A 24,256-nucleotide genomic window follows, 5' to 3' on the forward strand; every position below is an offset into this window, starting at 1 on the left:
AGGTTTCACGTTAGAAAGATAAGTTCAACTGGAGCTGGTACGTGCGTGGAATGGGGACGTTACCGAAGTCCACCCCGCGCAAAATGTCGCTGTTGTTACCTGCGTTTGTTTCAGGGTCAAAACCGTTGTATTTATCCCACGAAATCAAGTTACGACCCACGAGAGAAACACTCCAATTGCTGATTCCTTTGAATTTAGGAAGCTGATACGTAAGGGCTAATTCGCGTAATTTGGTAAAACCACCTTCATCGACGCGGTATTCTTCGATGTTGACTAATGAGAACACATAGCCACGTGGTAGTGTACCCAACATTTCGGCTTCGGCAATGTCGCCAATTCCTACGTTGTTGCGCGTACGCTTGTCAGCATTGAACACTTGGAAACCTTGAACGGCATCCAACAAGAAACGAAAACCAAGTTTTTTGTACGTCAAATTACCACTGAATGAGCCAGTCCATTTTGGGTTGGGATTGCCAATCACGGTACGAACAAATGCCCCCGAAGGTTGTCCATCAGCAGCTCGGCTAATGGTATATTTAGTAGGGTCGTTAGCATCTTGTGTTCCACGTTCGCGTTGAGGAAGGTTTTGCGACGTCAGGAGTAAACTTCCATCTGCATTTCTAGCATAAGGGAAACCATAGAAAACGCTCGCAGGTTGACCTTCAATCAAGAATACTGGCGCGCCTGCTGAGTTGCCGATGGTCAGTGTTGAAACCAACGGATTCCCTTGGTCAATGTCTAATACTTTGTTACGGTTTTGGTTGTAAAGAACGGTGAAATCGGCCGAGAAGTCTTTTTTCTTTACTGCTAAGGCGTTGAGGCTGATTTCAAAACCTTTGTTTTCCATCGTTCCTACGTTGTTCACAATTCCCGTTCCACCCGTAGAAGGAGCCAATTCGCGGTTGACAACCAAGTCTTTGATTTGTTGGTTATAGACCGAAATTCCCAAATTGAGTCGGCTTTTTAAGAAAGAAAGGTCGGCTCCCACTTCGATTTCGTCCATGCGTTCAGGACGAACGCGAGGGTTGGCCAAGGTAGCGCCAGGAATGATGGTGTTTTTGCCAAGGAAAGGAACAGGGCTAAACTGCCAGAAACGGCTGTAACTTCCAATTCCCGTCAAGTTACCCGCTTGTCCGTAGGACGCACGTACTTTAAAACCGTCCCAAATGTTGGCCAAGCTGCTATTTTTCCAAATATCAAGGTCTGAAACCACAAAACTACCGCTCAATTTAGGATAGGTTTGGTTGGTTTCGCTCGGAGAAAACTTCGACGAACGGTCGCGACGAACGGCAGCCGTAACGAAGGCTAAGTTTTTGTAACCCAAGGTCGCTTGTACAAAAAATCCACTCAAATTGTAACGGTCGAGGCCATAACCTGCCGTAACGGTCGTACTTGCCGTACCGCTTACGGTTTCGATGAAAGGCGCGGTGTTCAAACCACTGGCACGGGTAAAATCCGACTGGTAGAACTGGTAGTTGAAACCAGCAGCGGCGTTTAATTTGAGTGAACTGCTAAGTTCGGTTTCGTAGGTAGCGTTGATGTCGCTGTTAAACTGCGTGACGTTGTTGTTGGCGTTGGCCGCAAAACCATCGGGATAACGCTCCGCAGGAAGCCCCGCCACGGCTTGGTAAGGGTACGGCGGAATGTAGTTTTTACCCAATTGCCCGTACGTGTCCACCCCAACAACCCAGTCGATGCCAAGACCTTTGATAGGCGTAAGGTTCAATTGAGCATCAGCAATGGTGCGGCTGACGGCCTGCGTAAACTTCATGGTTTCCACGGTTGTGAGTGGGTTGACGCGGGTAGGCTCAACCGCCAACAAGTTGCCTGCGGCGTCGCGCTGGGTGATGTCGTAGATGTTGTTGGTGATAGTTACCGAGTTTATCGGGCTATAAAACACGTTTCCGTTGGCTTTTTCGTTGGAAAAGCTATTTGAATAATTCAAGCCCGCCGATAGTTTTGCCCAATTGTTAAGACGTTGGTCAACGCGCGCCCGCAAACTCGCCCGCCGAAAATCGACGCCCTTGACAATCCCTTCGTTTTTCATGTAAGAAGCCGACACAAAATACTGCGTACGGTCAGTTCCGCCCGAAATCGAAAGCGTATTGTCGTTGCCAAAACCCGTACGGAAGATTTGGTCGAAATAATTGTAGCGAGTTACGTCCACTAGGTTAGAGGCCAACAAAGAAGTGGCTCCATCGCGAACGATGCCCGTAGTCGTCATGGTAGGGTTGGCGGCACTTTGAGCTGCGCTAATTACCCCGATGGTGTGAAGACGCAAGTCTTTGAAACCAAATTGTTTACCCAAGGTAGAAATGAAAACGCCTTTGCGAAGCTCGTTGGAAGAAAAACTGGTCGTAAAGTTGATTTTTGGCGCGCCCGATTTCCCGCGTTTGGTCGTGATAATAACCACCCCGTTGGCAGCTCGTGAACCGTATTGAGCGGCGGCGGCGGCACCGTTGATAACGTTTAAAGACTCAATGTCACTGGGGTTAATATCGGCCAAACGGTTGGTACCGAGCGCAGTACTTGGCGCTTGGTTGCCGAGCGAAAGGGCCAACTGAGAAGCAGGCGACGTTTCGTTGTTAATGATTACACCGTCAATGACATACAGCGGGTCAGAACTTCCTTGAATGGATTTTACCCCGCGCAAACGCACCGTAATCCCTCCTGCGGGGTCGCCTGAGTTTTGGGTGATTTGTGCACCTGGGATTTTCCCTTGCAGGGCGCTCACGAGGTTGGGTGAGCCTGTTTTTTCAAGGTTATCCGCCTTAATGGTCGTAATTGCGTTACCGAGTTGTCGGCGCTCGGCCCGAATGGTAGAACCCGTCACGACGACTTCGTCGAGGTTCATTTGGTCTTCTCGAAGCGAAACATTGACAATCGACTGGCTCGAAGAAACCTCCCGTGTAACTGTGCTGTAGCCTACCGCGCTGAACGTGATTTTGACATTACCACTTACATTAAGCGAAAAATCTCCTTCTACATTGGCAGTTGTCCCGAGCGAAGTTCCTGCTACTTGTACCGTAGCGCCAGGGATTGGCTGACCATTGTTGTCAGTTACTTTCCCTTTGACGGCGTACGATTGGGCCCATCCATTGAGCGAAAAACAAATCGCTACAATTGCCACAATCGTCCGCATGAGTTCAGAACGAAAACGGTTCTGAATGATTTGGCCGTAATTGTTGTGAAGCATAAGTTATTAATTAAATGTTTATTTTTAAAATCGGCATAAAACCGCAATAAATAAACAATAAAAACAGCAAACTCCGTCATTTGTTTGGTGAAAAATATTTGTATCAGTAGAATAAAATGAAAAAATTTTAAGATTTTGGCGAAAATTTGAGCTGAATCAAAAAATGTCTCTAATTTTATTGCAACTTTTTGCGGATTTGATTTTATATTTTTTTGAACCATTATGCACCCAATTCAAACCCAAATGCTAAAGCGAGAACGACAGGCATTCATTATGAAACAAATCAATCTTCACAATCGGATATTGTCTGCCGATTTGGGATTGATGTTGAACGTTTCGGAGGATACCATCCGCCGTGACCTTAATGAACTGGCGGAGGCGGGCGAACTGGTGAAGGTTCACGGTGGAGCTTTGTCAAAATCGTACCATTACGATTATGCCCCGAGTACAACGTATGCTTTATCGGAAAAAACGGTCATCGCGCAAAAAGCCGCTACCCTCATCGAAGACGGAATGTTTGTTATTCTAGGTGGAGGAACGACCGTTAGGGAGTTGGCGAGGTTATTGCCTGTCGATTTAAAAGCTACTTTTTTTACCATAAGCCTGACAACCGCCCTTCAGTTGTGCGACCACCCGACGATTGACGTAATATTTTTGGGGGGAACGCTGGTCAAAAATTCGCAGATTAGCGTGGGAGGCGAAGTCATTAGCCGTCTCAATGAAATCAAGGCTGATTTGTGCATCATGGGTACCAATGCCATTGATACCGAATGTATTACGGATACGGATTTAGAGGCAGTTCAGGTGAAAAAAGCCATGATAAAAGCGTCTAAACGAAGTGCGGTGGTGACCATTAGTGAAAAACTGGGCAGTACCCAAAAACTTCAAGTGTGTGAGTTATCGGACATTGATTATTTGGTGACTGATTTGCCTGCCGATGCACCGCAGTTTTTAGGCTACCGCCGTGAAGGTCTGGTTATATTGTAGAATTTTGCCAAGATGCTCAGAGCCCTATTAATACATATTCGAGACTTTTGTTATCACTATTCTAAGAAACAAGGAGGCGAAAAGTTTGCGGAAGAAAATTACAAGTTACGTCTTTTGGGCTTTGTATTTATCTATTACATAGGTATTTTAGTCGTGTTAGGGAATATTGCCCACCACTATAATAAGATGCCTATCAACAAAAATTCCTCCTTTTCAGGGCGAATTTTCTTCTCACTGTTTTTCTTCCTCCTTCCTTCTTGGCTTCTACTAAAATGGATTTTAAAAACAGTGGAAGATTCCCCCATCAAAATTGATGTTTCGTTGGATGAGTACAGAAAAATACGAAATCGTGGTCTTTTTATTCTGGGATTTGGTTGTGTTTTTTGCTTGTCTTGCTTAGTACTACCCACTTATATTCGAGGGGGAAAAATACATGTTGGAAATTATGTAATTCAGAGAAAGTAAAGTAAATGCCTTCATTTTACGCTTTAGACGTATGCTATTCAAAGAAAAAAAGCGGAGGTTAATCCCTCCGCTTTCTTCGTTCTTCCCTTCGTGATTTGTTGAGTTGGCTAATGGCGTCTTTGGCTTCTTTGACTTGGCTCGATTTTTTCTCCCCTCGGTCTATCACCGTTTTGTAATACTCCCTCGCCGCTTCGTAGTCTTTTTCAGTTTCCGACATTTTTCCCAAGGCAATCAACGACGACAAATAATAGCCCGACGTAAACGCTTTGGCTTGAATTGAATAATTGACAGCCTGCAAGTAATACTCCTTGGCTTTTGGAATATCGCGGTGATAGTTGTTGTAATAATACGCCAAAACGTAGGCCGCATTTCGCCCGCTTACGGCTTCATATCCCGCCATCCCTTTGTCTATTTTGGTCAAAATACTCCTTGCGGCTTTTTCCGCTTCGGCGGTATTTCCCCGCACAAAAGCTGAGCGGAGGTAATAGCGTTCAAAATAGGGGTTGTCGGGGTAGGTTTCCCACGAGTATTTGGCCAAATCATACGCTTTGGCGTATTGATTTTCGTAGCTGTAAATCTGCAGTAAGAAATACCGTGCTTCGGTTCGGGTGTAAAAAGCGTTGTTTCCTACTTTTTCAAGTTGCTGAATACCAAGCTGTTTGTTGCCTTTAGGGAAAAGCCAAAGGATAGGTTTAAGCAACGGATAGTTGTCTGGAATCCATTGGGCAAAGTAATTGAACAACCCATCTCCAAACAGTAATTCGGGACTCAATTCACTTTTTCCTTCACATTTTTCCATGTATTTCAAGGCATTCTTCCCCGCAAAAGTCGCCCGCGACCAGTGTTTCCGTTCCGAGTGAATCCGTCCTTTGAACGCATACGCTGCGGCTAAGAAGAACGAAGGCTCGATTTTGTTTTCGCGCGCATCATACAGTTTTTCTGCCAACGTAATGCAAGTATCCATCAAGGCCAAGCAGCGGTCGTCGTAGCGAGTGTCTTCGGTGTTGGGCACAATTTTCCACCACTCGGCCAACCCCATCAAAAAATAGGGCATGGGGTGGTAGGGATAGCGGTAACGCAACCAACGAAATTCGGCGTCGGCTTCGGCAAATTTGAAGTTATAAAGTTTGTTAATGGCCTCAGTAGCTTCGATTTGTACGCCTGGATTGGAGAGCAACATATCGTACTTGCCATCAAAGTCGGAGGAGGCATAAAGTTGGGCATTGGCGGTAGTCGTACCTAAAAGTACCCAGCCAATGATACCGAATATCCAATATTTTAAGATGTTCTTTTTCATGGTCTATTATCTTTGCTGTGGATATTAACGTACAACTTCTCGTTACAGTTTATTCGTAGCGCCATTTTTTAAGTTTTTTTTAATATTTTTTTATCATGCTGACGGTCAAAGACAAAAAGTTTGTTCCATTTATCGAAAAACAACCACTCGAAGAGCGAATTGCGGAACTGGGGCGCGAAATTAACGAAGATTACCGAGACAAGAACCCTCTTTTTGTGGTCGTCCTCAATGGTGCTTTTATGTTTGCAGCCGAACTAATGAAAAGTGTGACCATTCCGTGCGAAATAACCTTTGTGCGCGTCTCTTCCTACTCCAAAACGCAATCAACGGGCGAAGTGACGGAGGTTCTTGGACTGAAAGAACCCATTCGCGACCGCCACGTGATTATCGTCGAGGATATTGTCGATACGGGACTTACGATGAACAAGCTTCTTTTTCAACTTTCGGCCCAGCGCCCCGAGTCGATTCAGGTAGCCACGATGCTCTTCAAACCCAAAGCCCTCAAAACGCCGCTGAGCGTCAAGTACGCTGCTTTTGAAATCGAAAACCGTTTTGTACTTGGCTACGGTCTTGATTATGAGGGTTATGGTCGAAATGTGGACGGCGTTTACGTATTGGCACCATAGCCTTTTTTCACTAAAAAACAGTTTCTTTATCAACACCTAACCAACCATTTTCTTCATGTCTGATTTCCAAATTTACCTTGGATTGGGGTTTGACCACATCACCGACCCCAATGGCTACGACCACATTTTATTTGTAGTAGCCTTGTGCGCTATTTATGCTTTTCGCGATTGGAAAAAAGTATTAGTACTTATTACTGCATTTACGCTGGGTCACTCGGTAACGTTGGCATTGGCAACGTTAAAGCTGATTACGTACCGTTCCGATATTATTGAATTGCTGATTCCCATCACAATTTTTGCCACCGCAGTTGCTAATTTTTCAGATACCAGCACAGGTGAATCAAAATCCCCCAAATTGCGGTACATCTTCGCGGCTTGTTTTGGCTTAATTCACGGCATGGGATTTTCCAACTATTTACGAAGCTTATTGGGTGAACAAGAAAGCATCGTTATGCCCTTGTTTTCGTTCAACGTGGGCTTGGAGTTGGGGCAATTGGTCATCGTGGCCATTGCATTGGGGATTGCCTCTTTGTTTATCGAAATCATTAAGTTGAAACGACTCACGTGGAATCACCTGATTTCGGGAATTGTGGCGGGAATGGCTTTGTCGTTGATTCTCAACAATGAGCTATTTCGTACACTGATGGGGCTTCCAGTGGAATAATGTCGCAAAAAAGGCCGTACGCGTCTATGCCTTGACCTAATTTTGATTGATTTACCTTATTTTTACTATTCAACTAACAACCAAGTACCAATGAGAAAACAGTTTATTTTTTACTGGCTTATGCTCAGTACGGGCTTACTATTTGCTCAGCCCCCTGCTGCGAACTACCATGCCAATTCGCGTTTTGAGCAATTAGGCGCTCAACTCCCTACTCCAAATACGACCCGTACGGCTTCGGGAGCACCTGGAAAAGATTTTTGGCAACAGCGTGCCGACTACGACATCAAAGCGGAATTGGACGATGAGCAACGCAAAATCACGGGAACCGAAACCATTACGTACCACAACTATTCACCCGATGAGTTGAAATTTGTTTGGTTGCAGCTTGATCAAAACTTATTTGCCAAAGGCTCAATCAATGCCCTTTCGCAGCACAATAGCATCCAGCCACAAATGTCGTCAAACGCTGTGCGTGGTTTAAATGCCCCAAGTTCAGTACGGACGAGCATTACTGGTGACAAAGAATATGATTTCAAAATCACAGCCGTGAAGGATGCAAAAACGGGTAAGCCGTTGGCATATACCATCAACAACACCATGATGCGCGTTGAGTTGCCTGCGAGCATCAAAACAGGCCAATCGTACGCGTTTTCGGTTGATTGGAATTACTTTATCAACGAATACTACGGCCGTGCGGGTTACGAGTTTTTTCCAAAAGATGGAAACTCTAACTACTTCATTGCGCACTGGTTTCCGCGTATGTGCGTCTATGACGACGTAAACGGTTGGCAACACAAGCAGTTTTTGGGCCAAGGTGAATTTACCTTGACATTTGGTAATTACAAAGTGGCTTTGACAGTGCCTAACGACCATATCGTAGGAGCTACGGGAGAATTGCAAAACGCGGCTCAGGTCTTGACTTCGGAGCAACAAAAGCGTTTGGAACAAGCTAAAACAGCTACTCGTCCTGTGTTGATTGTGAGCCAAGAAGAAGCTGAAAAAGCAGAAAAAGGAAAGCCAACGGGTAAGAAAACGTGGGTTTTTAAGGCCGATAACGTTCGTGATTTTGCGTTTTCTACGAGCCGCAAATTCATTTGGGATGCGATGCAAATCGACCAAGCGGGTAAGAAAGTAATGTGTATGTCGCTTTATTCAAAAGAAGGAAACCCGCTTTGGGGTAAATATTCTACCATGGTGGTAGCGCATACGATTAAGTCGTACTCAAAATATACAATTGACTACCCTTATCCAGTAGCCTACTCATGCCACGCGAGCGGCGGCGGGATGGAGTATCCGATGATTTCGTTCAACGGTGGCCGCCCAGACCCCGATGGTACGTATTCGGAAGGTGTTAAGTATGGTATGATTGGCGTAATTATTCACGAAGTAGGCCACAACTTTTTCCCAATGATTGTCAACTCTGATGAGCGTCAGTGGGGATGGATGGACGAAGGTTTGAATACATTCGTGCAGTATTTGACTGAAAAAGAATGGGACAAAGACTATCCAACGCGTCGCGGTGAGCCTCAGTACATTACTGATTACATGAAGCAAGGAACCGAAAACTTGGTACCAATCATGACGAGCTCGGACAACATCATGCAATATGGCCCTAACGCCTACGCAAAACCTGCGACGGGCTTAAATATCTTGCGTGAAACCGTCATGGGTCGTGAGCTATTTGATTATGCGTTCAAAGAATACGCGCGTCGTTGGGCGTTTAAAAACCCGACTCCTGCCGATTTCTTCCGTACGATGGAAGATGCCTCAGGTGTGGATTTGGATTGGTTTTGGAAAGGCTGGTTCTACGGCGTTGAGCCTGTTGACCAAGATTTAGTGGAAGTTGAATGGTTTGCCCTAGACACGCAAAACCCTGAAATTACCAAAGCAAGCGCCAAAAAAGAAGCGGAAGACAAACGTAATACCGTGGCTCGTCAGCGTGACAAAGATTTTATCAAAGAATCGGTGGTAGAGAAAAATCCTGACATGAAGGATTTCTACAACTCGTACGACCCATACAAAGTGACGGACGCCGACAAGAAGAAATACGAAAGCTACTTGGCAAGCTTAACGGCCGACGAGCGTAAATTGGTAGAGTCTGGCATGAACTTCTATACGTTGAAAGTGAAGAACAAAGGTGGTTTACCAATGCCTGTGATTGTAAAAATGCAGTTTGAAGACGGCACGGATTCGGTAGCGCGCTTCCCAGCGGAAATCTGGCGTTTGAACGACCAACAAGTATCTAAAGTCGTAACGACGAAGAAAAAAGTGGTTCAGTGGACATTAGATCCATTCCGTGAGATTGCCGACATCGACGAAGAGAGCAACAGCTTCCCACGTCAGCCAGCACAACCAACTCGTTTCCAGATGTTTAAAGGCGGAGGTTTTCAACGTGGTGGTTCTAACCCAATGCGTGAAGCGCAACAAGCTCAGCCGCCCAAAGCAGGTCAGCAAGGCGGCGCTAAAAACGACTAATATTTTTCAGATCTTAGACCTTCCAAGTTTTTGAAACTTGGAAGGTCTGGCCGAAAAAACTTGGAAAGTCTAGTCAAACTCAAGCGGGGAATAACGGGTTTTCAATAACCTGTTGTTCCCCGCTTTTTTGTGGCACAACATTTGCCCTGTTTTTTCAAAACTCAAAAATATGCCGAATAAACGCTGGATTCTTTGTGCTTGTATTGTCATTCTGGCAAGTTGGAAACCTTCTTTTGCTCAAAAAAAACTACGAATTGAAGCTAAAATAGTCAATGTAAAACCAATGCGGCTGATTTTGGCGCAGTATTTTGCAGGACAACAAATGCCCGTAGATACCGCTATTTTGGGAGCCGATGGCCGTGTAGTGTGGCAAACCGATGCCATTCCCGAAGGCGTTTGTCGGATTGTCGGATTAGGTCGAGGGCTTGATATTTTTGTGACAGGCTCGCAACAGTTTTCCTTTGAAGCCGATTATAAAGACCTGATTGCTAGTATTCGTTTCAAAAACTCCCCCGAAAATACCCTGTTTTTTGATTACCAACGAGAACTACGGCGGCGCTACCAAGCGGCATTGGCAGAGCGTCAGCGGATGGGGATAAAAGAGGACTCCGACCCGCGTTGGAAAAACCGTTTTCAAGAACTCAATCAACAAGTGAAAGATTTTGTTGACTCATTGTATCAAAAACACCCTACCTACTTGAGTACGCGTTTTTTGAAAAGTTATCAAGAACCTAACTTGCCTATTTTGCCCGTTCAGAAATTATCGGCCAAAGATTCTCTGTATTTGCGAAACTACGCTTGGGAGCATTTTTTTGATAATTCTTTTCTTTCGGATGAACGAATGGTTTATACATCGACCGTTCCTGCCCGCTTCGAACGCTTTTTGAAGGCGCTTCCTCAATTTGAAAAAGAACACCGCCGTAAGTTAGTAGAGGGGCTTATTGAGAAAACAAAAGGAACGACTGAGCTCCGCAAATACATCGTCGGTGGGCTTGCCCAAAAGGTTGAATTAACATCTAATCCAGATTTTGACCAGCTTTTTGAACAAATTGTGGATAACTATGTGGAAAACGATACAAAATTGTGGGATGCGAGCACTTTGCAGCGATTAAAAGAACTAAAATCCATAAAAGCCAATGTTGCTGTTGGTAACGCTTTTCCTAAAATTTCCCTTTCAACTTTGGATGGGAAGGCGCTTCATTGGGAAGATGTCCACAGTGACTACACTTTATTATTCTTTTATGACCCAGGTTGTACACATTGCCGAGAGGCTACGCCAGCGTTGGTGACAATGGCCAAACAATACGCCAATAAAATGAATGTAGTAGCCATTACGCTAGACCCCAACGAGGCGCAATGGAAAACCTTTATTAACGAATTTCAAACGGAAAGCTTCCTCAACGTGAGAGATGCAAGTCGTTCGATTGAGTTTCATAAACTAGGGGTCATAGAATACCCCACCATTTATCTGCTCGACCGAGACAAAAAAATAGTGGGGCGTTGGTTGAAAGTAGAAGAGCTTCCGTCTTATCTGGTCAGTCGGTAAGAAGCCGTGAGTTGAAGGCCGCTAAAACGCTGTTGGAAACGGCTATCTCGCAATTGTGCTTCTCCAGGCACAGCATACGCAATGTACATATCGCTCACGCCTTGAATGCTGGCCAAATAACGTACGCCAATCGAAAGTTTGTTCAGATTGAGCGCAACCCCTGCATGATAGCCAAACGCATAGCTGCGATAGGGTGAAAAAGTAAGTGGCGTTGAAGAATATTGCGACAAGAAATTTTTGAGGTTGCTGTCGTCAAACAATTGCAACGAAATGAGCGGCCCGCCCGTAAATTCCAAACGTTTGTGCTTGTAGCCTAACGAAAGCGGAATATCCAACTGTCCGTATTGGATGGAAGTTTTATTCGTGCTTCCTGTCGATTCTATTTCACCTCCTTTAATAGAAAGTAAAGCCTCTGCTTGTAAAAAGACATCCTCTGTGCTACGTACATACGCACCTACTACGTAGCCTGCTTTGCTACTTCCTTGGGTGGTTATGGTTTCGGGTGTAGCCGAGCTTGACGTCGCTCGACGCCCAAGAAAATCATCTCCTCTGAGCTGCGAAATCTGTAATCCCGCTTTTAATCCCCACTCTGCTCGTTGGGCGTTTGCCCCCAAGGCCGTCAAAACACAAAAAGCGGCAAGTAATCGTTTCATAAAACTCCTTTTTATAGTTTTAAAATAGATAAGTAATTTTCTAGTTTCAAAGTTCACTATCTTTTGCCCATAAATCCAACAAACGAATGAAAAAACACCTATTGGTCTTACTTAGCGTTCTTATTCAGTGTGCGTATCAAAGCCATGCGCAAGAAGTAGATATCTGTGTATATGGCGGAACTTCGGCGGGCGTCATTGCCGCTTATACTGCGGCCAAATCAGGAAAAAAAGTCCTTTTAATTGAGCCTAGTCGGCATTTAGGCGGCCTTAGTTCGGGTGGACTGGGTCAAACCGATATCGGAAATAAGTACGCAATTACGGGCGTGGCCCGCGATTTTTACCGTAAAATAGGCCAGCACTATGGTAAGTTTGAGCAATGGACGTTTGAGCCACACGTGGCCGAGCAGTTATTTAATGACTATATCAAAAGCGCTAACGTACCCGTTTGGCTCGAACATCGTTTAGTAAGAGTTCAAAAACAAGGAGAAAAAATTCAGGCCATTGAAGTAACTGCTTCCGAATCAAAAGGGGAAAAAGTACGTCTCGTAAAAGCTAAAATGTTTATCGACTGTACCTATGAGGGCGATTTGATGGCCCAAGCTGGAGTTAGTTACATCGTTGGACGTGAAGCCAATAGCCAATACAACGAAACCTGGAATGGGGTACAAATGCACGACAAGCACCAATTCCCTGAAGGCATTGACCCGTACAAAACTCCTGGTGATCCTTCAAGCGGATTGCTTTGGGGAATTTCTACGGAAGCACTAGCCCCAACAGGTTCGGGTGATAAGCTATTGCAAGCCTATAATTTTCGGTTGTGTTTGACCAAAGACCCTGTCAATCGAATTCCGATTACCAAGCCAGCGCGCTATGATTCAACGATGTATGAATTGTTGTTGCGACAAGTGGCCGTCGAGAAACCTGCGCACATCAACTGGGGGGTATTGCACATTGCTGATATGCCCAATTCAAAGACGGATATTAACAACAAAGGAGGTCTTTCAACGGATATGATTGGTATGAATCATTCGTTTGCCGAAGCGGATTTCCAAACCCGAAAAAAAATTATCAAAGAGCACGAAGACTACACCAAGGGATTTTTGTATTTCGTGGGTCACGACCCCAGAATGCCACAACATTTGCGTCAACAAATGCTCGAATGGGGATACCCCAAAGATGAGTACCTCGACAATAACCACTTTTCGCACCAAATCTACGTCCGTGAGGCGCGCCGAATGGTGGGAGATTACGTGATGACGCAGCATAATTGTGAAGGCCGAGAAATTGTGAAAGATGGTATCGGAATGGCGGCCTATACGATGGATTCACACAACTGCCAGCGGATACTTTTTAAAAACCCTACCACGGGAAAAATGGAGGTTCGTAACGAGGGCGATGTACAAGTGGGCGGTTTCCCCCCCTACCCGATTAGCTATCGATCCTTAATTCCTCGCAAATCGGAATGTCAAAACTTGTTTGTCCCCGTATGCTTGTCAGCGACGCACATTGCTTATGGCTCTATTCGGATGGAACCTGTATTTATGGCACTTGGGCAAGCGTCGGCGATGGCGGCAGTTCAGGCCATCAACAGTAAAAAGGCTATTCAAGAAATAGATGTAGAAACACTTCAAAGAACGCTAAAAACCAATCCACTTGTAGATGGTAGCCAGCCCGAAATTTTATTGGACAACGACGTCACTCCTACAAATATCCAAGTCGTTGGTGATTGGCAAACCCTGAAAACGGGAAGTAAGTATGCTGCTACGCAGTTGACAGACAACTCCCTTGGGAAAACAGTAAAATCAGTTCGGTTTACGCCCGAAATTCCCCAAAACGGAGAATACGAACTCTATATATACAACCCCAATCCAACGGGGGGCGGTGGCAACCCAGGCGATGCCCAAAATCAATCCAAAGCAAGCAAAACAAAGCTAAAAGTAAAGGCCGCGAACCAAGAGCGAGAATTGGTCATTTCGACCCGAGAACAAGTGAGCGATTGGATTCGAGTAGGGAGTTTTTCACTGGCCAAAGGGAACGGTAACTTTGTCGAAATAACCAACCAAGATACAGATGGTATCGTTGTCGCAGATGCGGTACTGTTTGTTCCGCAGCGCACAGTCAGACGATAGTCAGACTGTGCGATTCCTGCGTATCTGGTCTGACTATCGCCTGACCAAGATGGAAGCAGTCAGACTGTGCAATTCTTGCGTATCCGGTCTGACTATCGTCTGACCAAGGTGAAAGCAGTCAGACTGTGCAATTCTAATTCTTGCGTATCTGGTCTGACTATCGTCTGACCAAGGTTAAGACGGATCCAGCATTTTGCCCATAAACAAAATGGTATTAGACGTTTTTTCACTGATGACAAACATAAACGGACGGTCGGCGTGGTAGTAATTATTAGGCCCTACGGAGGTCAGTTCTATGCCAATCGTAGTGACAGCGGCAGCTTCCGTACCTTTTTCATCGACGGCCACAAAAGTATTTTGTTTTACAAATCCGACGTTTAAGCCACCCTTAGAACTAATTTTGGTCAAATCAGCGACACCAGGGATAAAAGCCGTCGGCATTCCCATGGTTTGAAGAACACTGTTTAGCTTTACTTCGTACTCTAAAGTAAACTTGGGTAATCCAATTTTAGCTTTTGGAATCTCTTTCATTGATTCTTGTAATTGTGTCCATTCGTTGGCCGAAAAATTGGCAATCAAATTAGCCACTTGATTGCCATCTTTAGGAACAATCACCGTCATGGTATATTGGCCATTGCCGTACGGAAGTTCATACGCAAAGTAAGTAGCACGAGTACCTACCCTGACATTGTCTTCCAAAAACATCATTTTCACGTTTTTCGTTTGGGTATCGGTCAGTTGGAACGGATAATCCGATGTTAGTTTTTCGGAGAAACTGGTTTTCCAATCACCCTTAAAATAGAGGGCATTCATCAAAAACATCACCATTTGTGGTTCGATGTTGTCCAGTACTTTTTTTATCTTTCCGTTTGTCTTGTCGCTGGCCCATTGGTTGAGTGGAGAAGCATCACTCCCTGTGTAAGAAGTGACGTCTGCTTTGAACCAAGATTTCATGGTATTTAGGAAATCTGTTTCTGGCTGAAACGTATTTCGATACCACACCGAATTGGCCAAGCCAAGCGTCACTTTAGGGTCGGCTTGTGGCAATGCTTCCATCAGTTTTTGGTAAATTTGGTTGGCCTCGGTCGTTGATATTCCGCTGAGTTTGAGCGTTTGCTGGATTTCGTCGGCCGTTTTTCCGTTGGCACCATTGAGTAGCATTCCGAGGGCTGTGTGCAAGCTCAAGGGAGACACAAAAACGTTTTTGCTTTTTTGAGCGGTTTCGTTGTTTAATGTTTTGAAAAACTCAAATGCAAATTCGTTGGTTTGGCTAGAAAACTTCGATGGGATGCCGATGGGAGTCACTTCATCAGAATTACTCGAAGAGGTGCAACCTAAGGCTGCCCAAAGTAAAAAAAGCGTGGCCGCAATGACCATGACACTTTGGAAAAAAGAAGGCGATTTCATGTTTGTTTCAGGGCTTAAGGCTCTCGTCATAGCAGTAGATTTTTTTGGTAAAAACTAGGACTATGACGCTGTTGAGGTAATAACGGTTGTAACCCCAAAAAAATTTTCAAACCCCGTGCAACCTTTCTATTTGTTTTTTGCATCTACCCATTGAAACAGCCTAAACATGGTGAAAATATTACAACTATTCACAAACGAGAGCCAATTGGTCAAAGCCTTACAAAAAGGCGATCCCAAGGCGCAGCGGTATTTCTACGAGAAGTACTCCGCTCGAATGTTGGCAGTTTGTGTACGTTACCTGACCGATCAGATGGAAGCTGAGGATGTAATGATAGAGGGATTTATGAAGGTTTTTGAACGAATTGACCAATATAAGGGAGAAGGGAGTTTTGAGGGGTGGATGCGTCGCCTTATTACCAACGAAGCTTTGATGCGTTTGAGAACGCGGCGCCACATTGAAATCGACATTGACGCCCCCGAAGTACACCAGCAGGTTCACTTTGAAGGTATTGAAAACAATCTAGAAGTGGAAGACTTGATGGCCATCTTGGCAAAGTTGCCTACGGGTTATCGGACGGTTTTCAACTTGTATGCCATTGAAGGGTATTCTCATGCTGAGATTGCTGAACAGTTAGGGATAAATGAAAGTACCTCAAAGTCCCAGTTGCACCGTGCAAGGGCTTTGTTGCAGCAAATGGTTTCTGAAGTAGAAGGTTTAAAATGGAAAGCTTAAAACACTAAAAATATGAAAAAGCATCCAGTTGATGAGTTGTTCTCGCGCAAACTTCGCGACGCTGAAATAACCCCTCGCGATGAAGCTTTTCAAAAGTTTCAACAAAGGTTACAAACCAAAGAGCGCCGAATAGGCTGGTGGCAACAAGGCCCTTGGCTGGCGGCGGCTGGCGTTAGCTTATTGCTTATGGCAGGCGGCGGCTGGTGGCTGATGAGCCAGCAGCCGAGTGAGTCAGATACGGTGGCATTGTCAAAGACACCTTCCCCAAAAATAGTTGCTCCTAACTCTAGCCAACACAGTGAGTCAAAAGTGATTATTGTACCGCCCACCGATGAATTGGCCAGTCTAGAAAAAAAGGTCAAAGCGGGAAGTCGTTCAGAAAGCCAAGTTTCTACTTTTTCGTCGGCAACGATACCTACCACGCCCAAGCGTGATATGAAGGCAAAAGAAGTAGTACAGCCGTTGGTGCAAGAAACACAAGTCGCGCAAGTGGTTGAAACAACGCCTGCTAGTGAGCCTGTAAAACAAATGAAAGTTGAAGAACCTACCAAAACTGTAGCATTGGCAAATGCCGTAACGGCTAAGCCAACTGAAAAAACGGTCGTTCTTCAACTTCCTGAATTGGAAAAAACACTCGTTGCAGCCAATGACCCACAAACCAACGTTGCGGCACCGAATACTGCAATGACCGATAATGATGTATTAGACAAACCTCGTAAATCGACAAGAATGGCGAAAGTCTGGCAACAGCTTAAAAATGCCAAAAACGGAGAAAAAGTCGATTGGGATGAGGTTGGTTTTCATCCAAACAAGCTCGTTGCCAAAGCAATAGGTAAATAACCCAGTAACAATATCAGACCGTAATGACAACTTCAATAATTAATATAGCCATGAAAAATGTAATAACAGCCATCGTTTTAACCGTAGTGACTAGCATTGCTGCCTACGCCGAAAAGTACACCGTTCAGGGAGATACGCTCATTGTTCAGTTTGGGAACAATACCCGACTCATTGTTCAAGCCAAAGACAAGTCGGAGATTCGTAACCTAAAACAGTACGACCTCAATAAAATCATTCGCGATTTGGGAGCTACGCTTGATTCCAGCGGTAAGGAAACTTACATTTATATCAACGGAGAAAACGGTCGTAAGTACTTAAAAGATACCGTTTTGGTAATCAGCCGTAAAGACGGAGAAGTGAAAATTTCGATTAATGACTCTTCGGCAGAAAAGAAGGAAGAAAAGTACGAAAAAGACAATGATGCGTCGTCTAGTCACGATGATGGTAAAATTACGAGAAGCGTCACTCGGCGCTACAAAAGCCCACGAAATGGGTTTGATGTACTCGTCGGACTGAACACCTACGCCCAAAATACGCCGCTTGCTTACAACAAGGAAGATTATGACTTGTTACCTTGGGGGTCGCGATTTGTAAGCTTGAGTTGGGTAAGAGGTGCGGCTATCAGCCGAGGAAGAGATGCCTCACTGGGGCTTGATCTGGGGGTAGATGTAGCGTGGTATAATTTGATGTTTGACGGAAACAATACCGTTCGTAAAGACGCCAATGCCATTAGCTTTCCAACGGCCTCAAATGACCTGCATAAGTCCAAACTCACGGCGGCTTACATCAACCTATCCTTGATGCCAACGCTGGCGATTCACCGAGGCCCTATTTCTTATTTGAGCGTTGGAATGTATGGAGGTTATCGACTCGATAGCTACACCAAAACCCAAGAGACTAGAAAAGGACGCTCGGAGCGAATTCACTCTAATTATTACCTTAATAATTTCCGATATGGTTTCGGTGCTGAGTTAGGCATTCGCCATTTTCCTGACCTTTTTATGCAGTATGACTTAGGTGAACTGTTTCAAACTAACAAAGGGCCTGAGGTGCGAATGATTAGTTTCGGTATTCGTTTATAGTGTTAAAAATTAGGTAATTACGATGCTTTTAAAGGTAATTTAGAAGCATCGTAATTATTTTTCTTGAAAAAAAGTTTGTTTTTTTTTGCCTAAAAATTTGAAGTGAATTAAAAATCGCATACATTTGCGACTCCAAAAACGACAACAAAGTCTTTTGGAAGTTTTTTGAAAATAAGAAGGGGGTGTACCAGAGTGGCCAAATGGGGCAGACTGTAAATCTGCTGACGTACGTCTTCGGTGGTTCGAATCCATCCGCCCCCACCTTTTTACATATAATACTAGCGGGAGTAGCTCATTTGGTAGAGCGGTAGCCTTCCAAGCTTCAGGTGGCGGGTTCGAGCCCCGTCTCCCGCTCAAAATGGAGTCGTAACTTGAAAAGTTGCAAACATTTACCTCACAGGATTTTGTCGCTCCATAGCAAGTTAATTGTTACTTGTTAATTGTTAATTGGAAGTTTTAACTACAAATAACTGTTAACGAATAACGATTAACTTTTTTGTTGAAAAGCCGTTATAGCTCAGGGGTAGAGCACTTCCTTGGTAAGGAAGAGGCCCGGGGTTCAAATCCCCGTAACGGCTCTGGCAGAAAAAATAGTTAACAATTAGGAGTTCTTTTCGCGGTAGTAGTGATAGCTATGGTCGTCATTTACCGTAAAACTCTGGACACTCAAGTTTTCTCTGTAAATCCATAATTAATACAAAACCAAATTTTAGTTAATAAAACAATGGCAAAAGAACAATTCGACCGGAGTAAACCTCACGTAAACGTAGGTACAATCGGTCACGTTGACCACGGTAAAACTACTTTGACTGCTGCTATCACCAAAGTTCTTTCAGAAAAAGGTTTGGCAGAAAAGAAAGATTTCTCGTCGATTGACTCCGCTCCAGAAGAAAAAGAGCGCGGTATCACTATCAACACTGCGCACGTAGAATATCAAACAGTAAACCGTCACTATGCTCACGTTGACTGCCCAGGTCACGCTGACTACGTGAAAAACATGGTTACTGGTGCTGCCCAAATGGACGGTGCCATCCTTGTAGTAGCTGCTACTGACGGTCCAATGCCACAAACTCGTGAGCACATCCTTCTTGCTCGTCAGGTAGGTGTACCTCAGTTGGTTGTTTTCATGAACAAAGTTGACATGGTTGACGATCCAGAGTTGTTGGAACTTGTTGAAATGGAAATCCGTGAGTTGTTGTCATTCTACGAATTCGACGGCGATAACATTCCAGTTATTCAAGGTTCAGCTCTTGGTGGTTTGAACGGTGACGCGAAATGGGTTGCTACTATCGATGCTTTGATGGAAGCTGTAGATAGCTTTATCCCAACTCCTGCTCGTGATACAGATAAGCCATTCTTGATGCCAGTTGAAGACGTGTTCACGATCACTGGTCGTGGTACTGTAGCAACAGGCCGTATCGAGCGTGGTATCATCAACTCTGGTGAGCCTGTAGAAATCTTGGGTATGGGAGCTGAAAACCTTAAGTCAACTGTGACTGGGGTTGAAATGTTCCGTAAAATCCTTGACCGTGGTGAAGCTGGTGACAACGTAGGTTTGCTCCTCCGTGGTATTGAAAAATCAGATATCCGTCGTGGTATGGTTATCTGTAAGCCAGGTTCGGTTAAGCCTCACGACAAATTCAAAGCTGAGGTTTATATCTTGTCAAAGGAAGAAGGTGGTCGTCACACGCCATTCTTTAACAACTACCGTCCGCAGTTCTATTTCCGTACAACTGACGTAACAGGTATCATCACTTTGCCAGCTGGCGTTGAGATGGTTATGCCTGGTGATAACTTAACAATCACTGTTGAGCTTATCAACTCAATTGCAATGGAAAAAGGTCTTCGTTTCGCGATTCGCGAAGGTGGACGTACGGTAGGTGCTGGTCAGGTAACTGAAATCCTTTAATCTAAAAGGGATACACCAACTATAAAAAAGGGAAGCTCGTATGGGCTTCCCTTTTTATTTTGTGATTAACTGAGTACATTGGCGTTCGTTTTCTCGGGTCAAATGATACCATTAAGGCTAGTTGTTATTGGGATACTATTGGGGTGGATGTGTACGATTACCGTTCGGGCACAAGTTCCTGTATTACATCTTACTGATAAAATGATAGATACAGAGCTGTGGAAGCATCCTGCGCTTCAGTATTTGGCCGATACTTCTCAAAAATTGACAGTTCAACAGCTACGAAAAGACACCTCTGTTTTCTTCAAAAGCCCACTGGGCATTTCTGCTGATTTAGGTTTTAGAGACCAAGATGTTTGGCTACGTTTTAAGGTAAAAAAACAAACAGATAGACAGATTCATTGGGTAATTTCAAATGATTATCCAATGGTGGAAGAGCTTGATGTGTTTGTTTTTAACGAACAAACGGGAGAAGTGAATCACCAAACCTTAAAAGAAGCTATCCCAGGCTATCAGCGAAATATCAATGTGCATCAGTGTGCCATTCCTTTAGAACTTGCTCCGAGGGTGTTGTATTCTGTTTATATCAAGTTACGTACAGGAGACGCAAAGAAAATTCAGTTTAGAGTTGCCGAAACGTATCATTTTTACGAGACCTATCTCGATGAACTCTGGTTTTGGAGCGGGCATTTAGGGTTTGTAATTTGCATGATTGTCGTGCAATTGGTATTTCTACTGGTAACCAAAGAGCGAAACTTCTTGCTTTATCTCCTCTTTTTAATGGGATATTTATTGGTGGCCATTGTAGGAGGATACGGAATCATCGACCAGCTATTGTGGCCAAATCACGTTTGGTTGAAAGGCTATAGTATTGTGATTGCCGTCGTCATCAGCAATTTTTTAGGGGTGTTGTTTTACGCCCATGCACTTCATTTGCGCGTATTAGCCCCTACCCTCTACAAGTTGATGCGAATAGATGCGATTGCGTCGGTGGTACTAAGCATTTGGATTTTCTTTTTTGAAGGACTTATCAGCCCCAATGTTTATTCGTGCGCTATAATCATTGTCTTTTTCTGTTTGGTCTCTATTTCCTGCATTGTGAGTTATCGACGAGGTAATCCTTCGGCGATTTATTACCTTTTCGGGACGCTTTCTTATTTTATTGGGGTAATAGTTGTCTTGCTTTGGACTTTGGCTTACTTGACACCCAATCTGTTTGTTATCAACGCCATGCACATTGGCAGTATGTTTGAAATGGTGTTTTTTATGTGGGCATTGGCGGATGATTATCGTCGAACGCGTGAAGAGCGAGAACAATCCCAAAAAGAGCTAATTCATACGCTACGAACCCAAAACGAGGAAATCTCGAAAGCTCAAATTAAAGGACAAACCCTTGAAAGAAAGCGGGTTGCTGCTGATTTGCATGACTCGCTTGGTGGGACGCTCTCGGCAATTCGTTGGACATTATCATCAATCAACTCTGAAAGTTTGACAGAGCAGGAAAAACATGTGTATGAGTCACTAGTAGAAATGACCAATGAAGCGCAGCAGCGGGTTCGGTTTTTGAGTCATAACCTCGTGCCCGAAAATTTAGAAGCAGATGGGCTAGCAATAAGCGTGGAGAAACTGACAGAAAAGCTTAACCGAAATAATAAAACGCGATTTAAAACCGAGATAAACCTCGATAAAAAGTACGATAAACAAGTCGAGTTTGAGCTATACAGCATTTCGTTGGAGTTGATTAATAACATTATCAAGCATTCAAGAGCGAAAGAAGCAGTGGTCCGTCTTTATGAACAAGACAATCACTTACACCTTGACATTGAGGACGATGGAGTAGGAATGCAGGATTACAATCACCAAGGAAAAGGCTTAGGAAATATTCAAGAAAGGATTTCGTCGCTCAGAGGCACGTGGCAGATTGAATCCAACGGAAAAGGAACTCATGCGTCGGCGCAAGTGCCAATCTCCTGATTTTTTGCTACTTTTGTACCTTTGCTGTCCCCTTATATGGCTGAAAAACGCAACTCTGCCCTTTTATTTATCTTTATAACGTTACTGATTGACGTAACAGGTATTGGGATAATTATTCCCGTCTTTCCTAAATTGATTACCGAGCTCATTCATGGTGATTTGTCCCAAGCCTCTCTATACGGTGGCTGGCTCACGTTTGCGTATTCGGTGATGCAGTTTATATTTTCCCCAATTTTGGGCGGTTTAAGCGACCAATACGGGCGTCGGCCTGTGTTATTAGCCTCTCTTTTCGGATTTGGAATAGATTACATCTTCTTGGGTTTTGCCCCGAGTATAGGATGGTTGTTTGTAGGACGCCTCATTGCTGGCGTTTTGGGGGCAAGTTTCACCACAGCAGGGGCGTACATTGCGGATGTGAGCCCACCTGAAAAAAGAGCCCAAAATTTTGGATTGATTGGCGCAGCTTTTGGTTTAGGGTTTATCATCGGCCCCATGCTTGGGGGGCTTCTTGGCCAGTATGGCGCCCGCGTTCCCTTTTTTGTATCGGCAGGCTTGGCACTATTAAACTGGCTATACGGGTATTTTGTACTACCAGAATCACTGCTTCCCGAAAACCGCCGTCCTTTTGATTGGAAGCGAGCCAATCCAGTGGGTTCATTGCGTCATTTAAAAAAGTATCCCATTATTTTTGGTTTGGTTATTCCACTGGTATTGATTTACATTGCAGGCTATGCTACGCAGAGTACCTGGACTTACTTTACCATGGAAAGATTTGGCTGGGATGAAAAATGGGTGGGGTATTCACTGGCATTTGTAGGAGTAATGGCTGCTCTTGTACAAGGTGGTTTAACCCGCACGATTATCCCCCGTTTGGGCAATACAAAATCCATTTATTGGGGATTAAGCGCCTACGGTATCAGCTTTTTTATGTACGCCTTTGCCAACCAAGGTTGGATGCTGTTTGCCATTACTATTTTGGCGGCATTAGGAGGAATTGCAACACCTGCGCTTCAAGCCATTATGTCAAATGAGGTGCCTGCCAATGAGCAAGGAGAGCTCAGGGGAGCGCTTACGAGTTTGATGAGCTTAACGGCCGTTGTAGGGCCAGTCATGATGACAAGCTTGTTTGCGTACTTTACCACTTCGGCTGCTCCTATTATTTTCCCAGGTGCGCCGTTTGCAATGGGTGGTGTTTTGACGCTCCTAAGTTTGATTTTAGTGAAACAAATTTTATCGCGTAAATGATTTTTTCTAAAAAAGATTGCAATTGAAAATTTTGTTTCATACTTTTGCAGTCCGATTTCAAGAAGTATTATATACACGGGCATAGTTTAAAGGTAGAACTAAGGTCTCCAAAACCTTCGGTCTGGGTTCGAGTCCTGGTGCCCGTGCAACTTTTGCGCAAAATGAACTCAATTGTAGAATTTGTAAAAGCCTCATGGGACGAGGTTCGGCACAATGTCACTTGGCCCAAGCTTAATGACCTTCAATCTAGTACAACACTTGTACTCCTCGGCTCGCTTATTTTTGCGGCAGTGGTAGGTCTCATGGACTTCCTATTTGAGAACGCTCTCAATTTCATTTATCAGTCATTCTAGGGCTTTGCCCCGGTTATCCAAACGTTGAGCAGGTATGAGTAATCTGAATTGGTACGTTATCCGGGCTGTGTCTGGTCAAGAAAAGAAGATTAAATCTTATCTTGAAAATGAAATCGTCAGACAGGGCCTTCAAGAAGCTATCCCCGAAATTTTAATTCCGACGGAAAAAATTGTCGAAATGCGTAACGGTAAGAAACGCATTCGTGAGAAGAACTTTTTTCCTGGTTATATCATTATTTCGGCCGATTTGGCAAAAGGAGAAACACATCACCTTATTACGACAATGCCAGGTGTATTGGGTTTTTTGGGAAATACCAGTGGTAACTCAAAAATACCAGTGCCGTTGCGTCAGTCGGAAATCAATCGGATTTTAGGTAAGGTCGAAGATGCGGTAGAGGAAGTTGAAGCGCCGAAAGTAAGTTTCTTGAAAGGCGAGAGTGTTAAAATTACCGATGGACCTTTCAGTGGGTTTATTGGGACAGTAGAAGAAATTTTTGACGACAAGAAGAAGCTCAATGTCGTTGTGAAAATATTCGGGCGTAGTACGCCCGTGGAGTTGGGTTACGCACAAGTCGAAAAAGAAAGCTGATTTTTCAGAATGTTGCCGGGAGTACGAGACAAAAAGCTTCCACGTTGTCTATCAGCCGTACGTCCGAACCGGTAACGCCAATTTAA

The 24,256-nt window shown here is 44.4% G+C and carries 18 protein-coding genes and 4 tRNA genes; 18 read left to right on the forward strand and 4 right to left on the reverse strand.

All coding sequences use genetic code 11. The annotated features are described in order from the left end of the window. Positions 1-10 precede the first annotated feature (10 nt). A complete protein-coding gene (locus DTQ70_RS23650; RefSeq protein WP_122933086.1) occupies positions 11-3,196 on the reverse strand; it encodes a SusC/RagA family TonB-linked outer membrane protein in 3,186 nt (1,061 codons plus the stop codon). A gap of 243 nt (positions 3,197-3,439) precedes the next feature. Between DTQ70_RS23650 and DTQ70_RS23655 the strand changes: the two genes are divergently transcribed. Continuing rightward, positions 3,440-4,183, forward strand: a complete 744-nt coding sequence (locus DTQ70_RS23655) for a DeoR/GlpR family DNA-binding transcription regulator (protein ID WP_164490177.1) — start codon at positions 3,440-3,442, stop codon at positions 4,181-4,183. A gap of 523 nt (positions 4,184-4,706) precedes the next feature. Here the strand turns inward: DTQ70_RS23655 and DTQ70_RS23665 are convergent. Then, the gene (locus DTQ70_RS23665; protein ID WP_122933089.1) at positions 4,707-5,945 is read right to left on the reverse strand and encodes a lipopolysaccharide assembly protein LapB; all 1,239 of its coding nucleotides are present in this window, start codon (positions 5,943-5,945) and stop codon (positions 4,707-4,709) included. A gap of 95 nt (positions 5,946-6,040) precedes the next feature. On the opposite strand from DTQ70_RS23665, the gene hpt reads away from it, so the two are divergent. From hpt to DTQ70_RS23685, 4 genes are all read left to right on the forward strand, one after another. Further along, entirely contained in the window at positions 6,041-6,571 is a 531-nt protein-coding gene (hpt, locus tag DTQ70_RS23670) for a hypoxanthine phosphoribosyltransferase (protein ID WP_028522369.1), read from the forward strand. A 55-nt stretch (positions 6,572-6,626) separates the two neighbouring features. Then, positions 6,627-7,235 carry a HupE/UreJ family protein gene (locus DTQ70_RS23675; RefSeq protein WP_122933090.1) on the forward strand — a complete coding sequence of 203 codons (609 nt, stop codon included), beginning with the start codon at positions 6,627-6,629 and terminating at the stop codon, positions 7,233-7,235. A 90-nt stretch (positions 7,236-7,325) separates the two neighbouring features. Beyond that, positions 7,326-9,710 (forward strand): M1 family metallopeptidase, encoded by a 2,385-nt coding sequence (locus tag DTQ70_RS23680; RefSeq protein ID WP_122933091.1) that lies wholly within the window; start codon positions 7,326-7,328, stop codon positions 9,708-9,710. A gap of 169 nt (positions 9,711-9,879) precedes the next feature. Then, positions 9,880-11,256 (forward strand): TlpA disulfide reductase family protein, encoded by a 1,377-nt coding sequence (locus DTQ70_RS23685; RefSeq protein ID WP_164490178.1) that lies wholly within the window; start codon positions 9,880-9,882, stop codon positions 11,254-11,256. Here DTQ70_RS23685 and DTQ70_RS23690 read toward each other — a convergent pair. Then, positions 11,238-11,909: an outer membrane beta-barrel protein gene (locus DTQ70_RS23690; RefSeq protein WP_122933093.1), complete on the reverse strand. Its 672-nt coding sequence runs from the start codon at positions 11,907-11,909 to the stop codon at positions 11,238-11,240. The two genes, DTQ70_RS23685 and DTQ70_RS23690, sit on opposite strands and share 19 nt — an antisense overlap. 86 nt (positions 11,910-11,995) lie before the next feature. Between DTQ70_RS23690 and DTQ70_RS23695 the strand changes: the two genes are divergently transcribed. Further along, complete coding sequence (locus tag DTQ70_RS23695; RefSeq protein WP_122933094.1) at positions 11,996-14,038, forward strand: FAD-dependent oxidoreductase; 2,043 nt, start codon at positions 11,996-11,998, stop codon at positions 14,036-14,038. A gap of 174 nt (positions 14,039-14,212) precedes the next feature. On the opposite strand, the gene DTQ70_RS23700 is transcribed toward DTQ70_RS23695, so the two are convergent. After that, positions 14,213-15,445 carry a serpin family protein gene (locus DTQ70_RS23700; protein WP_122934536.1) on the reverse strand — a complete coding sequence of 411 codons (1,233 nt, stop codon included), beginning with the start codon at positions 15,443-15,445 and terminating at the stop codon, positions 14,213-14,215. 166 nt (positions 15,446-15,611) lie between these two features. On the opposite strand from DTQ70_RS23700, the gene DTQ70_RS23705 reads away from it, so the two are divergent. From DTQ70_RS23705 to nusG, 12 genes are all read left to right on the forward strand, one after another. Next, complete coding sequence (locus DTQ70_RS23705; RefSeq protein ID WP_122933095.1) at positions 15,612-16,178, forward strand: RNA polymerase sigma factor; 567 nt, start codon at positions 15,612-15,614, stop codon at positions 16,176-16,178. 12 nt (positions 16,179-16,190) lie between these two features. Continuing rightward, positions 16,191-17,018 (forward strand): hypothetical protein, encoded by an 828-nt coding sequence (locus tag DTQ70_RS23710; protein ID WP_122933096.1) that lies wholly within the window; start codon positions 16,191-16,193, stop codon positions 17,016-17,018. A gap of 50 nt (positions 17,019-17,068) precedes the next feature. Further along, positions 17,069-18,100: an outer membrane beta-barrel protein gene (locus DTQ70_RS23715; RefSeq protein WP_164490179.1), complete on the forward strand. Its 1,032-nt coding sequence runs from the start codon at positions 17,069-17,071 to the stop codon at positions 18,098-18,100. Positions 18,101-18,278: 178 nt separating this feature from the next. Beyond that, positions 18,279-18,361, forward strand: a tRNA-Tyr gene (locus DTQ70_RS23720). A gap of 20 nt (positions 18,362-18,381) precedes the next feature. Next, positions 18,382-18,454, forward strand: a tRNA-Gly gene (locus DTQ70_RS23725). A gap of 152 nt (positions 18,455-18,606) precedes the next feature. Continuing rightward, positions 18,607-18,678: transfer RNA gene (locus tag DTQ70_RS23730), tRNA-Thr, on the forward strand. 146 nt (positions 18,679-18,824) lie between these two features. Further along, complete coding sequence (tuf, locus tag DTQ70_RS23735; RefSeq protein WP_028522379.1) at positions 18,825-20,009, forward strand: elongation factor Tu; 1,185 nt, start codon at positions 18,825-18,827, stop codon at positions 20,007-20,009. A 147-nt stretch (positions 20,010-20,156) separates the two neighbouring features. After that, positions 20,157-21,983: a 7TM diverse intracellular signaling domain-containing protein gene (locus DTQ70_RS23740; RefSeq protein ID WP_164490180.1), complete on the forward strand. Its 1,827-nt coding sequence runs from the start codon at positions 20,157-20,159 to the stop codon at positions 21,981-21,983. A gap of 36 nt (positions 21,984-22,019) precedes the next feature. After that, entirely contained in the window at positions 22,020-23,228 is a 1,209-nt protein-coding gene (locus DTQ70_RS23745) for a TCR/Tet family MFS transporter (RefSeq protein WP_122933099.1), read from the forward strand. Between the two features lie 75 nt (positions 23,229-23,303). After that, positions 23,304-23,374, forward strand: a tRNA-Trp gene (locus tag DTQ70_RS23750). A 15-nt stretch (positions 23,375-23,389) separates the two neighbouring features. Beyond that, positions 23,390-23,581, forward strand: a complete 192-nt coding sequence (gene secE / locus DTQ70_RS23755; RefSeq protein WP_122933100.1) for a preprotein translocase subunit SecE — start codon at positions 23,390-23,392, stop codon at positions 23,579-23,581. Between the two features lie 34 nt (positions 23,582-23,615). Next, positions 23,616-24,170 carry a transcription termination/antitermination protein NusG gene (nusG, locus tag DTQ70_RS23760; RefSeq protein ID WP_028522383.1) on the forward strand — a complete coding sequence of 185 codons (555 nt, stop codon included), beginning with the start codon at positions 23,616-23,618 and terminating at the stop codon, positions 24,168-24,170. The last annotated feature ends 86 nt before the right edge of the window (positions 24,171-24,256 follow it).

The organism is Runella sp. SP2 (genome assembly GCF_003711225.1).
Lineage (GTDB): Bacteria > Bacteroidota > Bacteroidia > Cytophagales > Spirosomataceae > Runella.